Origin of the sequence: Salinicola tamaricis (assembly GCF_003006155.1) — a bacterium.
Classification (GTDB): Bacteria; Pseudomonadota; Gammaproteobacteria; order Pseudomonadales; family Halomonadaceae; genus Salinicola; species Salinicola tamaricis.
In genome coordinates, this window is the sequence record NZ_CP023559.1 from 1,900,924 (window position 1) to 1,914,281 (window position 13,358).

General features: G+C 67.9%; 12 protein-coding genes and 3 pseudogenes. 12 read left to right on the forward strand and 3 right to left on the reverse strand.

Features of this window, described 5'->3' with window-relative positions:
* Positions 1-141: 141 nt before the first annotated feature.
* On the reverse strand, positions 142-879 hold the full coding sequence (locus CN538_RS08765) for a GntR family transcriptional regulator (protein WP_106419187.1): 738 nt from the start codon (positions 877-879) through the stop codon (positions 142-144).
* 213 nt (positions 880-1,092) lie between these two features.
* On the opposite strand from CN538_RS08765, the gene CN538_RS08770 reads away from it, so the two are divergent.
* The 5 genes from CN538_RS08770 (at position 1,093) to CN538_RS08780 (ending at position 5,392) form a co-directional block, all read left to right on the forward strand.
* On the forward strand, positions 1,093-1,899 hold the full coding sequence (locus tag CN538_RS08770) for an amidohydrolase family protein (RefSeq protein ID WP_242495699.1): 807 nt from the start codon (positions 1,093-1,095) through the stop codon (positions 1,897-1,899).
* Positions 1,900-1,983: 84 nt separating this feature from the next.
* Complete coding sequence (locus tag CN538_RS22555; protein ID WP_242495700.1) at positions 1,984-2,541, forward strand: transporter permease; 558 nt, start codon at positions 1,984-1,986, stop codon at positions 2,539-2,541.
* Positions 2,542-2,543: 2 nt separating this feature from the next.
* Positions 2,544-3,272 (forward strand): SLC13 family permease, encoded by a 729-nt coding sequence (locus tag CN538_RS22560; protein ID WP_242495701.1) that lies wholly within the window; start codon positions 2,544-2,546, stop codon positions 3,270-3,272.
* Between the two features lie 36 nt (positions 3,273-3,308).
* The gene (locus tag CN538_RS19855) at positions 3,309-3,536 is read left to right on the forward strand and encodes a hypothetical protein (protein WP_129591332.1); all 228 of its coding nucleotides are present in this window, start codon (positions 3,309-3,311) and stop codon (positions 3,534-3,536) included.
* Positions 3,533-5,392, forward strand: coding sequence for a M14 family metallopeptidase (locus tag CN538_RS08780; protein ID WP_242495702.1), 1,860 nt, complete (start codon positions 3,533-3,535; stop codon positions 5,390-5,392). Before CN538_RS19855 ends, CN538_RS08780 begins: the two co-directional genes overlap by 4 nt.
* Before the next feature lie 53 nt (positions 5,393-5,445).
* Here CN538_RS08780 and CN538_RS26180 read toward each other — a convergent pair.
* Both CN538_RS26180 and CN538_RS08790 read right to left on the reverse strand, forming a co-directional pair.
* Positions 5,446-6,965: pseudogene (locus tag CN538_RS26180) on the reverse strand (amidase).
* Between the two features lie 18 nt (positions 6,966-6,983).
* A pseudogene (locus CN538_RS08790) lies at positions 6,984-7,998 on the reverse strand (1-aminocyclopropane-1-carboxylate deaminase).
* A gap of 226 nt (positions 7,999-8,224) precedes the next feature.
* Here CN538_RS08790 and CN538_RS22565 point away from each other — a divergent pair.
* The 7 genes and pseudogenes from CN538_RS22565 (at position 8,225) to CN538_RS08810 (ending at position 13,292) form a co-directional block, all read left to right on the forward strand.
* Positions 8,225-8,437 (forward strand): Lrp/AsnC family transcriptional regulator, encoded by a 213-nt coding sequence (locus CN538_RS22565; protein ID WP_242495704.1) that lies wholly within the window; start codon positions 8,225-8,227, stop codon positions 8,435-8,437.
* Entirely contained in the window at positions 8,410-8,718 is a 309-nt protein-coding gene (locus CN538_RS22570; RefSeq protein ID WP_242495705.1) for an Lrp/AsnC ligand binding domain-containing protein, read from the forward strand. Before CN538_RS22565 ends, CN538_RS22570 begins: the two co-directional genes overlap by 28 nt.
* Positions 8,719-9,006: 288 nt before the next feature.
* On the forward strand, positions 9,007-9,717 hold the full coding sequence (locus CN538_RS08800) for a 5-dehydro-4-deoxyglucarate dehydratase (protein WP_340638296.1): 711 nt from the start codon (positions 9,007-9,009) through the stop codon (positions 9,715-9,717).
* 4 nt (positions 9,718-9,721) lie between these two features.
* Positions 9,722-9,922, forward strand: coding sequence for a beta/alpha barrel domain-containing protein (locus CN538_RS25100; RefSeq protein ID WP_340638297.1), 201 nt, complete (start codon positions 9,722-9,724; stop codon positions 9,920-9,922).
* Between the two features lie 369 nt (positions 9,923-10,291).
* A complete protein-coding gene (locus CN538_RS24295; RefSeq protein ID WP_277985129.1) occupies positions 10,292-10,999 on the forward strand; it encodes an enolase C-terminal domain-like protein in 708 nt (235 codons plus the stop codon).
* A complete protein-coding gene (locus CN538_RS24300; protein ID WP_277985130.1) occupies positions 10,960-11,433 on the forward strand; it encodes an enolase C-terminal domain-like protein in 474 nt (157 codons plus the stop codon). The genes CN538_RS24295 and CN538_RS24300 overlap by 40 nt, the downstream gene beginning before the upstream one ends.
* Before the next feature lie 283 nt (positions 11,434-11,716).
* Positions 11,717-13,292: pseudogene (locus CN538_RS08810) on the forward strand (aldehyde dehydrogenase (NADP(+))).
* Positions 13,293-13,358 lie beyond the last annotated feature (66 nt).

Here is a 13,358-nt window from a genome sequence, read left to right on the forward strand (position 1 = left end):
CATCGACCCTGCTCTGCGCGTTACGTTCCCTTACACCGGCATGCTTATCTCTCGAGGCGCCGTATGGAACGTCGGCACACGGCGGCCGCTTGCGTACAGCGCCTCGGGGTTTGCGGCGACACGCGCCAGCGCAAACGCGTCTCAGGTGATGTCGACCTGATAGCGGAAAGTCTCGGCATTGCCCAGGGTGCGGCGAAACTCCAGCGGCGTGCCGTCGTAACCCAGCGCCAGACGCTCGATGTTCACCACCGGTGCTCCCTGGGCGATCTCCAGCGCCTCGGCGGTGCGGGCATCGGCCGTCTCCACGGTGAGCGTCTCGCGCGCCGAGGCCACCAACTGGCCGCACTGGGTCTCGTAGAAGGGGTAGAGCAGGTTCTCGAACGCTTCCGGATCCACCGACATCAGCCCGGCGAAGCGCGCTGCTGGCAGCCAGATCTCCTCCCGCGAGACATTGCTGTCGCCGATCTGGCGCAGCCGTTCGAGCTTGATCACCTCGCTCCCCGGGGGGAGCTCCAGCACCTGGGCCACGCTCTCCGGGGCTTGGGTGCGCGTTCGGCTCAGAATCCGGCTGGTGGGCACCTGACGTTCGCCGAGCGCATCCACCTGGCGGAAGAATCGGAACAGTGAGCCCTGGAAGTTGGGGCGACGAATGAAGGTGCCGCGCCCCTGGCTACGCTCCATCAGCCCGTCCTGGACCAGGGTGTCCACGGCCTTGCGCAGGGTGCCCACCGCGACACCGTACTGCTTGGTCAGCTCCGCTTCGGTGGGGATGGCGATGCCGGGGGCCCACTCCCCGGAGGCGATGCGCGAGAGCATATCGTCGCGCAGGCGTTGATAGAGCGGCAGACGTTCATCGGTCTGCAGGCTCGACGTTCTCATCACGATAGGTTCCCTGCCTGTTATTGCTTTCAATGTATCACCTTTAGTCGTAGGTAAAGAAAACTGCGACTAAAAGCGTGTATGCTGCCGATTGCTCTATTCATATAGATGAATAAATGAGTTGATGCGATCAGGATACGGCCGATTGCACAGGCTTATATCATGTGATTCAAGGATTCTATGATGCATTCTACTGCTAAAGTCGTAACGGGCGTGGATACACACGCTCACATCTTCCAGCGCGATCTGCCGCTGGTGGAGGGCCGGCGCTACAGCCCGGACTACGACGCCAGGGTGGAAACGTATCTGGCCCACCTGGACCGCTGCGGCCTGTCTCACGGTGTCCTGGTGCAGCCCAGCTTTCTCGGTACCGACAACGAGTATCTGGTGGCGGCGCTGCGCCGCTATCCCGAGCGGCTGCGCGGCACCGCGGTGGTCGAACCGACGATCTCTGCGGCGGCACTGGATGCGCTCGATGCCGCCGGGGTGGTCTGCGTGCGTCTCAACCTGATCGGCAAGGCGCTCGACGACTACGCCGGGGCGCCGTGGCAGCGCTTCTTCACCGAGCTGGCCCGACGCCGCTGGTCGGTAGAGATTCAGCGCGGGATGGAAGATCTCGACGCCGTTGTGGCGCCGATCCTGGGCGCCGGCTGCGACGTGGTGATCGATCACTTCGGCCTGCCTGGCGGGGAGATCGATCCGGTGAATCCGGCGCATCGCGCACTGCTGTCACGGCTGGCGCACCAGCCGTTGTGGGTCAAGCTCTCGGCTACCTACCGCAGCCGTTCGAGCCTAGACCAGGCGCGGCGTTCCATCGAGCGCCTGCGCGACGCCTACGGCCACAGCGAGAACCTGCTGTGGGGCAGCGACTGGCCGCATACCCGCTTCGAGGCGGACACCGACTACGACGCCCAGTTCGCGCTGCTGGAAAAGCTGCTGCCCGACCCGCAAGAGCGCCGCCAGGTGCTGGTCGACAACCCGGCGCGGCTGTTTCGGATCGCGCTGGCGGGCGACACCTGAGCGCGCACCGGCACAGCGACGACAACCACACCATAACGGGTATCGGAGACGCCGGTACCGGGATCACGCACGAGGGGAACTGACATGATGAGTCTGCTGGTGGTGGGGGCGATCGTCGTCTCCATCGTTCTCGGCTACCGCTTCAAGCTCAATATCGGGCTGTTCGCGATCGCCTTTGCCTACCTGATCGGCTGCTTCGGCATGGGCATGAGCCCCAAGGAGGTGATCGCCACCTGGCCGCTGAAGATCTTCTTCATCATCTTCTCGGTCTGCCTGTTCTACAGTTTCGCCATCGTCAATGGCACGCTGGAGAAACTTGCCGAGCATCTGATGTACCGCTGCCGCAACGTGCCCAGCCTGATGCCGTTCGCGATCTTCCTCGCCGCCACGGTGATCTCCGGGCTCGGCGCTGGCTATTACACCGTGCTGGCGTTCATGGCGCCGATCACCCTGCTGCTGTGCAACCGCACGGGGCTTAGCCTGATCGTGGGCGGCATGGCGGTGAACTACGGCGCGCTGGCCGGGGCCAACTTCGTCTCCAGCCAGAGCGGGATCATCTTCCGTACCCTGATGACCAGCTCCGGTGTCTCCGACAACCAGGCCTTCATCAATGCCCGCTGGGTATCTTCGCCAGCACCCTGATCGTGCCGGTAGTGGTGCTCGCCGGGCTGATCGTGGTCGGGCGCCGGCGCGGCAGCGCAGTAGCCTCGCTGGAACATGTCGAGCGCCCCGGACCGCTCAACCGCGAGCAGAAGACCACCCTGACGCTGACCCTGATCATGATGGCTACGGTGCTGCTGCCGCCGATCGCCAGCCTGCTGCTGCCAGACAACGCCGCGGTCGCTTTCGTCAACGCCAAGGTCGATATCGGCCTGATCGCCAGCGTGTTCTCGGTGATCGCGCTGCTGCTCAAGCTGGGCGACGAGCGCCAGGCGATCGCCTCGCTGCCGTGGGGCACCATCATCATGATCTGCGGGGTCGGCATGCTGATCTCGGTGGCGATCAAGGCCGGCACCATCGATCTGCTGGGGTCGTGGATCGGCACCAACATCCCGCCGGCACTGATCCCGGTCGCCTTCGGCGTGGCGGCGGCGTTGATGTCGCTGTTCGCCAGCACGCTGGGCGTGGTCACCCCGGCGCTGTTCCCGCTGGTGCTGCCGATCGCCAACACCCTGGCCATCGATCCGATGATCATCTTCATCGCCATCGTGGTCGGCGCCCAGGCCACCTCGATCTCGCCGTTCTCCTCCGGCGGCAGCCTGATCCTCGGCTCCTGCCCCGACGACCGTGCCCGCGCCGGCCTGCTGCCGAAGCTGTGTTCCGTGCCGCACCGCTGGGCTTCGTCGCGGCGATGGTGTTCAACCTGTTGCTGACCTTCGTCTTCTAGGCACCGTCTGCGGGGTCGAAGCGTGCGCTACGCCAAGGGCGGCATCGAGGATGCCGCCCTTGGTGTTTCTGTATCTCTGTGTCTCTGCGGCGCCGTATCCGTGTTCGCGGCGAGCGAATCGACGTCGGGTGCCAGGGTAGACGCCGAGCAGCGCCCGATGCGCGCTACACTGCGCTATCGCATCGCGCTGGCCGGCGGGCGTGAACGGCCGGCCCTCAGGATGTCATCAACCATCAGGAGCCTGCCTTGAGCCCGTCAGCTGTCTCTGCCACAGACACCGCTTTTACCGACGCTTCTGTCACCGGCGCCTCTGCCACTGACCTGTTTTCCCGGACCTATGCCGCCACGCTGGCGACACTCGCCGCCGAGTTTGACGGTGAGGGCTTAGAGACCTGGACCTTCGACGACCAGGCGACACGGCGCCAGGCCGAGGCGGCGCTGGCCAAGCGCGGTATCGCGGCGCGCTGCCGCTCGGCTTACAAGCCGCTGCTGTGCGCCTTCCGCGAGGAGATCGAGACCCGCGATCTCCTCGCCTGCGAGGTCATCTATCCGCGCCACCCCCAGGCCAGCGAGCAGCGCTTTCGCCTGGAGAGCTACCCCCTCGCCGCCTGCTATCCACAGGTGGCGTTTCGCTTCGTCGCCGGGGCGTGCCGGGCGGCGCTGCCGGTCTACCGGCTGCGTCTGCGCTATGCCGATGGGCGTGAGCGCGAGTGCGAGGTGCTGGCGCCCAATCGCGTGCATGCCGACTTCACCGGCGAGCCGGCGCTCTCGCCCTGCGGCTGGTGCCGCGAGGGTGGGGCAGTGGGGAAGGCGACAGCGGAAACGACAGTTGGGACGCTGAGCGAGGGCCGGGCGCTGTGGACCGCCTTCGAGGCGCTCTATCACGACAGCGTGAGCGCGATCCGCGACGCCGACTGGGGCGAGGAGCCCTATTTCGCGCGGCTCGAGATCGCGGTGACGCTGCCGGTGGACGACGAGCCGCTGGCTTACGACGACGAGGTGCTGTCGCTGCGCGAGGCGCTCCACGAGGAGCTCTACTTCTCGCTGCTGGAGGTCTTTCAGCGTCGCAGCGGCCGCCCGCCGGGGGACCGCCATCTGCAGCCGGGCCAGATCGTGCCCCAGGTGCGTCGCGGCGAGACGCTCAGCGTGCGGGTGCGGGCCGTCGCCCACGCCGCATTACCGCAGGCCACACTTCCGGCCATACCCGCGGGCGACTGGCAGGCCCAGCTCTCGGCGCCCCAGGGGCCGCTAGCGCCGGCGGTGATCGCGGCCGCGCTGACGGCGCTGCCCGGCAGCCGTTTCCAGGCGCGCTCGGTCGCCGGGCGCACGCTGAGCGGGTGCTATATCGCCGGTCGCGACCGCGCGGTGATGATCTCCGCCGGCCAGCACGCCAACGAGACCTCATCGCCGGCCGGCTCGCTGCAGGCGGCGTTCACGCTGGCGCCTCGGCCCGGCGCCCACTTCACCCTGTGCCCGCTGGAGAACCCGGACGGCTATGCGCTGCACCAGCAGTTGATCGCCGACAACCCAAGGCACATGCACCACGCCGCCCGCTACACCGCGCTGGGCGACGATCTGGAGTACCGCGCATCGGCGGTGTTCGAGAGTGCCATTCGCACCCAGGCCGAGCGGCTCAGCGGTGCCCAGTTGCACCTCAATCTGCACGGCTACCCGGCGCACGAGTGGACCCGGCCGCTCTCCGGCTATGTGCCGCGGGGCTTCGAGATGTGGACGATCCCCAAGGGCTTCTTTCTGATCCTGCGCTATCGCCCGGGTTGGGAGGCGGCCGCGCGCTGGCTGCTGGATGCGGTCACCCGGGCGCTGGCGGAGGAGGCGGCGCTGCAGGCGCTCAACCGGCGCCAGCTGGCGCAGTTCAACGCCCACGCCGGCGACGATGGCTTCGAGCGGATCAACGGCTTTCCCTGCTGGTTAGCGGTCGACGAGCGCCACCGGGTGCCGCTGACACTGATCACCGAATATCCCGACGAGACCATCTACGCCGACGCCTTCCAGGCCGCCGCCGCGGCCCAGCGGGCCACGGTGCTGGCGGCCTATGAGGCCTTTCAGCGCCTGCCGGCGGCGCTCCTCGAACCGGACCCGACGTGAGTGGCCGGGATACCTCCGGGGCCGGTCTGGTGCCGATCGGCCGATGAGGTGCCTCAACCGTTCAGCGCGGCGGGCATGGGGGCCAGCTCGCCGCTGATGCGCTCGTAGAGGCGCGCCAGTTGCAGCAGCCCCCAGTCGTCGCGCGGGGCGCCGATCAGTTGCAGCCCCATTGGCAGGCCCTGGGCATCGACGCCGGCGGGCACGCTGATCGCGGGCAGACCCGCCAGCGAGGCGGGCACCACCACCTCCATCCAGCGGTGGTAGGTGTCCATGCTGCGGCCGTCGATCGTCTCGGGCCAGGGCGTCTCGATGGCGAACGGGAATACCTGGGCGCTGGGCATGGCGACGTAGTCGACCTGTTCGAAGAGCGCGCACCAGGCGCGATAGAGCTCGCTGCGGCGCACATTGGCGTCATGAATGTCCTGGGCCGAGAGCGTAAGCCCGCGGGCGACTTCCCACTGCGCCTCCGGCTTGAGCTGGCGGCGGCTGTCGGGGTCGGCGTAGTACCCGCCGAGGCTGCCGCATACCGCCCAGTGGCGCAGGGTGGTCCAACTTTGCCACTGGGCCTCGGCCGAGTAGGGCAGGGCCGCCGGATCGATTCGGCAGCCGCCCGCTTCCAGCCGCTGCAGCGCGGCTTCGCACAGCGTGAGCACCCCCGGTTCCAGCGCCAGATGCCCCGACCAGTCCCCCAGCCAGGCGATACGCAGGCCGTCACCATCGCGCTCGAGCGCCGCGGCCGGGTCTTGCCCGGCAGGCAGCAGTGCTTCGCCCAGCGATAGCGGCGCGCGGCGGTCGTAGCCGGCCTGCACGGCGAGCAGGCGGGCCACGTCCTCGACGCTGCGGCCCATGGGGCCATTGGTGGCGAGCTGCTGGCCGAACGCCCCGGCGCCGCGCCGGGGACGCGTCCGAAGGAGGGGCGCAGGCCGATCACCTGATTGAAGGCGGCGGGGTTGCGCAGCGAGCCCATCATGTCGCTGCCGTCGGCCACCGGCAGCAGGCGCATGGCCAGCGCGGCGGCGGCACCGCCGCTGGAGCCGCCGGCGGTGCGGGTCGGGGCATGGGCGTTGCGGGTGGCACCGAACACCGGATTGTAGGTGTGCGAGCCGAGCCCGAACTCCGGGGTGTTGCTCTTGCCGATCACGATGGCCCCGGCAGCGCGCATGCGTGCGACCATCAGGCTGTCGGCCTCGGCGCGATGATCGCGGCACAGCGGCGAGCCCTGCACGGTGGGCAGCCCCTGCACGTCGGAGAGATCCTTGATCGCCTGGGGGATGCCGTGCAGCCAGCCGCGCGAGCGCCCGGCGGCGAGCTCGCGATCGGCCACCTCCGCCTCCGCCAGCAGTGTCGCCGACGGACGCCGGGAGACGAGCGCATTGAGCGACGGGTTGGCGGCATCGATATGCGCCAGATAGGCCGCCATCACGTCGCGGCAGGATACCTCGCGGGCATGGATGTGGGCCGGGGGGCGCGCTCCAGGTGACGATCTCATCGAGCGCGTGCGCGATGGTGGGGCCGGCGTCGGTGTGGGGCATGCGCGTCTCCTCGCTGGTGGATGACGGGAAGCCGCCAGCATACCCCAGGCCGAGGATGCTCAGCCGGCGTGGAACAGTTCGCTATAGGCGCTGAGCGCCGGGGGCCGCCGAGGTGGGCGTAGAGCACGCGGGAGCCGGCGGGGAATTCGCCGCGGCGTACCTTGTCGATCATGCCGTGCATCGACTTGCCCTCGTAGACCGGATCGGTGAGCACGCCTTCGAGCCGGCCGCAGAGGCGGATCGCTTCCAGGGTGCCGTCGTTGGGCAGGCCGTACTCCGGATGGCCGAAACGGGTGTCGAGGATCACGTCATCGGCTTCGATCGGCTGGCCGAGTTCGACCAGCTCGGCGGTGTTCTGGGCAATGCGCAGGATCTGGGCGTGGGTCCGCTCCGGCTTGGCCGAGGCGTCGATGCCGATGACCTGGCGCGCCCGGCCGTCGGCGGCGAAGCCCACCACCATGCCGGCCTGGGTGCTGCCGGTTACCGAGCAGACCACGATGTAGTCGAAGGTGAAGCCCAGCTCGCGCTCCTGCTGGCGGACCTCCTCGGCGAAGCCGACGAAGCCGAGGCCGCCGTAGGGGTGTTCGGAGCAGCCGGCGGGGATCGGGTAAGGCTTGCCGCCGCGGGCGCGCACATCCTCCAGCGCGCGCTCCCAGCTGGCGCGGATGCCGATATCGAAGCCCGCCGGATCGAGGCGCACGTCGGCACCCATGATGCGCGACAGCTCGATGTTGCCGACCTTGTCGTAATGGCTGTCGTCGTAGTTGACCCAGTTCTCCTGCACCAGCACGCACTCGAGACCCAGATGCGCGGCCACCGCGGCGACCTGACGGGTCTGGTTGGACTGGATGCCGCCGATCGAGACCAGGGTGTCGTAGCCGCCCTCGAGCACTTCCGGAATCAGGTATTCGAGCTTGCGCGTCTTGTTGCCGCCGAAGGCGAGCCCGCTGTTGCAGTCTTCGCGCTTGGCGTAGAGCTCGACCTCGCCACCGAGATGCTCGCTCAAGCGCTTGAGCGGGGTGATCGGAGAGGGGCCGAAGGTAAGGGGGAGCGGGGAAAGCGGTCGAGTCGCATGGGGTCACCTGATTGTCGTTGTGATGGCAGCGGCAAGGCCGCTGGCCGCGGGAATGCAATGCTTGGGTGCTTGGCAGACAGTGCCTAAAACGCTATCAGAAGCCGGTGTGGTATGTTGCAAGTTGCGATCATTTTCCGGATTCATATGAGCAATAAGTGGCTTTTCATCATCGATAGTTGTGCTATAAATTAGTTTCGAACAATAAAATGAATCGGAGGTGTAGCCATGACGCTCTCTGACGCCGCCGAGGCGCCGCCGCTGGACCGTATCGACCGCCAGATTCTCGACGTGCTGCAGCACGACGCCTCACTCTCCAACGTGGCGCTGGCGGAGCGGGTCAATCTCAGCCCACCGGCCTGCCTGCGCCGGGTCGAGCGGCTCAAGCGCAGCGGTCTGATCAAGGAGGTGGTGTGGCGCTGCTCGACGCCGAGCGCCTGAATGCCGGCATGGTGGTGGTGATCGGCGTAGTGCTGGATCGCTCCACGCCGCAGTCGTTCGCCGACTTCGAGGCGGCGGCGCGGCATATCTCCGGCTGCATGGCGTGCCATCTGGTCACCGGCGAGTTCGACTACTTCCTGATGATCCGCACCCGCGACAGCCAGAGCTTCAATCGGCTGCACGCCGAGCAGCTCATCTATCTGCCCGGGGTGCGCCAGATCCGCTCTTTCATGGGGCTGCGCGAGGTGCTCTCGAGTACCCAGATTCCGTTGGGGCGCTGAGCCTTCCCCTGCTGAGCCGACTTTACCCCCGGAAAGGCAAGGCCTCGATCTCCATGTGGAAGCGCGGCGCCGGGTGTGGAGTGGCCGTCCAGGGGGGGCCGGTGGCTTTGGGCTAAGGTATAACAGCACTGTAGTATGATGTATGACAACATTGTGGGCATCGAGCCTGCTGGTGCTGTGCCGGCAGGCGTGTGATGTCGGCAGGGCGCTGCCGGTGTCTATCCGTGCCAGTTCTTGTGCCCGCTTGCCAGCCCTTTTGCGCTTGCCAGCCCTTAGCGAGGAATCCAGGTGAATTTTTCCAGAGACGCGCTCAAAGCCTCCATTACCGACGGTCTGCTCTCCTTCCCGGTGACCGACTTCGATGCCCACGGCCAGTTCGATGCCGAGAGCTACCGCCGGCGGCTCGCCTGGCTCAAGGATTATGACGTCTCGGCGCTGTTCGTCGCCGGGGGCACCGGGGAGTTCTTCAACCTGACGCTGGATGAGTACCGCGAGATCGTCACCATCGCAGTGGAGGTCCTGGGTGGCCACGTGCCGATCATCGCCAGTGCCGGGCAGAGCGCCGAGCTGGCCAAGGCGCATGCCAAGGCGGCGCAGGACGCGGGCGCCGACGGTATCCTGCTGATGCCCCCCTATCTCACCGAGTGCCCGCAGGCGGGCATCGTCGAGTATGCCGCCAGCGTGTGCGAGTCCACCGAGTTGGGGGTGATCTACTACAACCGCGCCAACGGCGTGCTCGATGTCGACGGCGTCAAGGCGCTGGCCGAGCGCTGCCCCAATCTGGTCGGCCTCAAGGATGGCAAGGGCGACATGCAGTCGCTCAACATCACCATCAAGACGCTGGGCGAGCGCCTGGCCTACGTCGGCGGTGTGCCCACCGCCGAGATCATCGCCGAGGCGTATCTGGCAATTGGCGTCAGCACCTACTCGTCGGCGGTGTTCAACTTCGTGCCGGCGCTGGCGGTGAAGTTCTATCAGGCGCTGCGAGGGCGACCATGACTTCGTGCGCCGGGTCACCCAGGAGTTCTTCATTCCCTTCGTCACCCTGCGCGACACCACCAAGGGCTACGCGGTGAGCCTGATCAAGGCCGGCGCCGGGCTGGTCGGCTACCCCGCAGGCGATGTGCGCGCGCCGCTGGTGATGCCTAGTGCGCAGGAGTTGGAGACGCTGAAACGGCTGATCGAGCACGCCGAGCGTCTGTGATCCTTGCGGCCGCCGCGCTGCGGTGGCCGCTGTCGTTATCTCAGCGCCGCCCATCGCCGGCGGCCGCTGCCGTTATCCCTGCGCGGCCCGCTCGGCGGCGGGCCGCACCGATCTCACTGCGAGAGTCGCCATGCCCAGCCACGCACGGACCCGTCACGCCACGCCCAGCCACGCCACACCGACCATCACCGCCATGCGGGTGATTCCGGTCGCTGCCCGTGACAGCATGCTGCTCAATATCGGCGGTGCCCACGCGCCCTGGTTCACCCGAAATCTGGTGATCCTCGAAGATAGCGCCGGCCATGTCGGCGTCGGCGAGGCGCCGGGGGCGAGACCATCCAGCGCTCGCTGGAGCAGGCCCGCGAGCGCGTGCTGGGCCAATCGCTGGGCCAGCTGCGCGGGGTGGTGGCGTCACTCCACGCACGCGGGCGCAGCGCCGATTTCGAGGACTTCGGCCGTGGCTCCTGGACCTTCGAGCTGCGCGTCAACGCGGTGGCGGCGCTGGAAGCGGCGCTGCTCGATCTGCAGGGCCAGTTTCTCGGGGTGCCGGTGGTGGATCTGCTGGGAGACGGGCGCCAGCGCGAGCAGGTCGAGGTGCTCGGCTATCTCTTCTTCATCGGCGATGGCCATGCCACGCCGCTCGACTACCGGCGCGGCAGCGCGCGTTCCGGCGGCGGTCCGGAGCACGACTGGTATCGCCTGCGCGACCAAGCCGCGATGACGCCGCAGGCGATCGTCGAGCAGGCCCAGGCCGCGCACGACCGCTACGGATTCAGGGACTTCAAGCTCAAGGGCGGCGTGCTGCCGGGGGCGCAGGAGATCGAGGCGGTCAGCGCGCTGCATGCGGCCTTCCCCGAGGCGCGCACCACGCTCGACCCCAATGGCGCCTGGTCCCTTGACGAGGCGATCCGGCTGTGCCGCGACCTGCATGGCGTGCTCGCCTATGCCGGGACCCCTGCGGCGCCGAGCAGGGCTTCTCGGGGCGCGAGATCCTGGCCGAGTTCCGCCACGCCACCGGGCTACCGGTGGCCACCAACATGGTCGCCACCAACTGGCGCGAGATGGCCCATGCGCTGATGCTGCGCGCGGTGGACATTCCACTTGCCGATCCGCACTTCTGGACGCTCTCCGGCGCCGTGCGCGTCTCCCAGCTGTGTCAGGATCACGGCATGACCTGGGGCTCGCACTCCAACAACCATTTCGATGTCTCGCTGGCGATGTTCGCGCATGTCGGCGCCGCCGCGGTGGGGCGGGTCACGGCGCTCGATACCCACTGGATCTGGCAGGAGGGCGATGCGCGCCTGACCCGCGAGTCGCCGAGCATCGTCGACGGCCGGGTGACGGTCACCGACGCCCCGGGCCTGGGCATCGAGCTCGATATGGCCGCGGTCGAGCGCGCCCACGCCGACTATCGGCGCCTGCCCGCCGGGGGCCGCGACGACGCCATGGCGATGCAGTACCTGATCGACGGCTGGCGCTTCGATCCCAAGCGCCCGGCGCTGGTACGCTGAGGAGAGGCCTCGCCGTCGATTTCTAGATTTTAGGTTTTAACCTTTAGCTCTTGAAAATTAGCTCTTGACCGTTAGTTCTTAGCCTTTAGTCATTAATCCTTAGTCGTATGCGGCACTCTCTCGGCGGCCAGGCTGCTAGGCTCTCGAAGTTCCGTTGCGATCCTCGACGTCAGGGCGCGTACGAAAAAGCTGCCACCAGGGCGGTTTTCGTAGGCGGCCTGGCGCGGCTGATCCGGCCGCGGCCGGCAGCCAATGCACGACCATTCCCACTTCAGGAGGCAAGATGAATCTGACAGGTGACATGCTGATCGGCCAGCAGGCCGTCACAGGCAGCCGCGATGCCATCCACGCGATCAACCCGGCCACCAACGAGCGTCTCGAGCCGGCCTACGCGGGTGGCACCCAGGCGGAAGTCGAGCGGGCCTGCGAGCTGGCCTGGACGGCCTTCGACCTCTATCGCGAAACCTCGCTGGAGACTCGCGCCAAGTTTCTGGAAACCATCGCCGAGCAGATCGAGGCGCTGGGCGACACCTTGATCGAGCGTGCGGTGGCCGAGTCCGGCCTGCCCCAGGCGCGTATCCAGGGCGAGCGCGGGCGCACCTGCGGCCAGCTGCGCCTGTTCGCCCGCGTGGTGCGCGACGGTGAGTGGCTCGACGTGCGCGTCGACCCCGTTGCCCGAGCGCCAGCCGCTGCCGCGGGTCGACCTGCGCCAGCGCCAGATCGGGCTCGGCCCGGTGGTGGTGTTCGGTGCCAGCAACTTCCCGCTCGCCTTCTCGGTGGCGGGCGGCGATACCGCCTCGGCGCTGGCCGCCGGCTGCCCGGTGATCGTCAAGGCGCACTCCGCCCACCCCGGCACCAGCGAGCTGGTCGGCCGCGCGATCCAGGCTGCGGTGAAGCAGTGCGGGCTGCCGGAGGGCGTGTTCTCGCTGCTGTTCGGCTCCGGGCGCGAAGTGGGGCAGGCGCTGGTCACCGACCCGCGGGTCAAGGCCGCCGGCTTCACCGGCTCGCGCAGCGGCGGTCTGGCGCTGTGGAAGGCGGCGCAGTCGCGCCCCGAGCCGATTCCGTTCTATGCCGAGATGAGCTCGATCAATCCGGTGTTCCCGCTGCCGGCGGCACTGGCGGCGCGCGGCAAGGAGATGGGCGAAGCGTTCGTCGCCTCGCTCAACATGGGCGCGGGGCAGTTCTGCACCAACCCCGGCCTGGTGATCGCGGTCAAGGGTCAGGCGCTCGACGCCTTCGTCGCCGCGGCCGGTGAGGCGGTCAAGGCCAGCGGTAGCCAGACCATGCTGACCCCGGGCATCTTCGAAGCCTACGAAAGCGGCGTCAAAGGCATCGCCGACAGTGGCAAGGCGCGGGAGATCGCGCGAGGCAGCAAGGGCGACGGCCCCAACCAGTGCCAGACCGGCTTGTTCGTGACCGCGGCCCAGGACTTCCTCGACGACGAGGCGCTGCAGGCCGAGGTGTTCGGCTCCACCTCGCTGGTGGTGGAGTGCGCCGATGCCGCCGAACTCAAGCGGGTCACCGAGCATCTGGAAGGCCAGCTGACGATCACCCTGCAGATGGACGATGCCGATCTCGACGCTGCGCGTGAGCTGCTGCCGACGCTCGAACGCAAGGCGGGGCGCATTCTGGTCAACGGCTGGCCCACCGGGGTCGAGGTGTGTGACGCCATGGTTCACGGGGGCCCCTTCCCGGCGACCTCGGACGCGCGCACCACCTCGGTGGGCACGGCGGCCATTCACCGCTTCCTGCGCCCGGTCTGCTATCAGAACCTGCCCGACGCGCTGCTGCCGGAAGCGCTCAAGCAGGACAACCCGCTGGCGCTCAAGCGTCTGGTCGACGGCAAGCGCGAGAGCTGAACGCCGGCCCCGACGCCAACCGGGTCATGACCGATCGAGCCGCCTCCTCTCCGGGGGCGGCTTTTT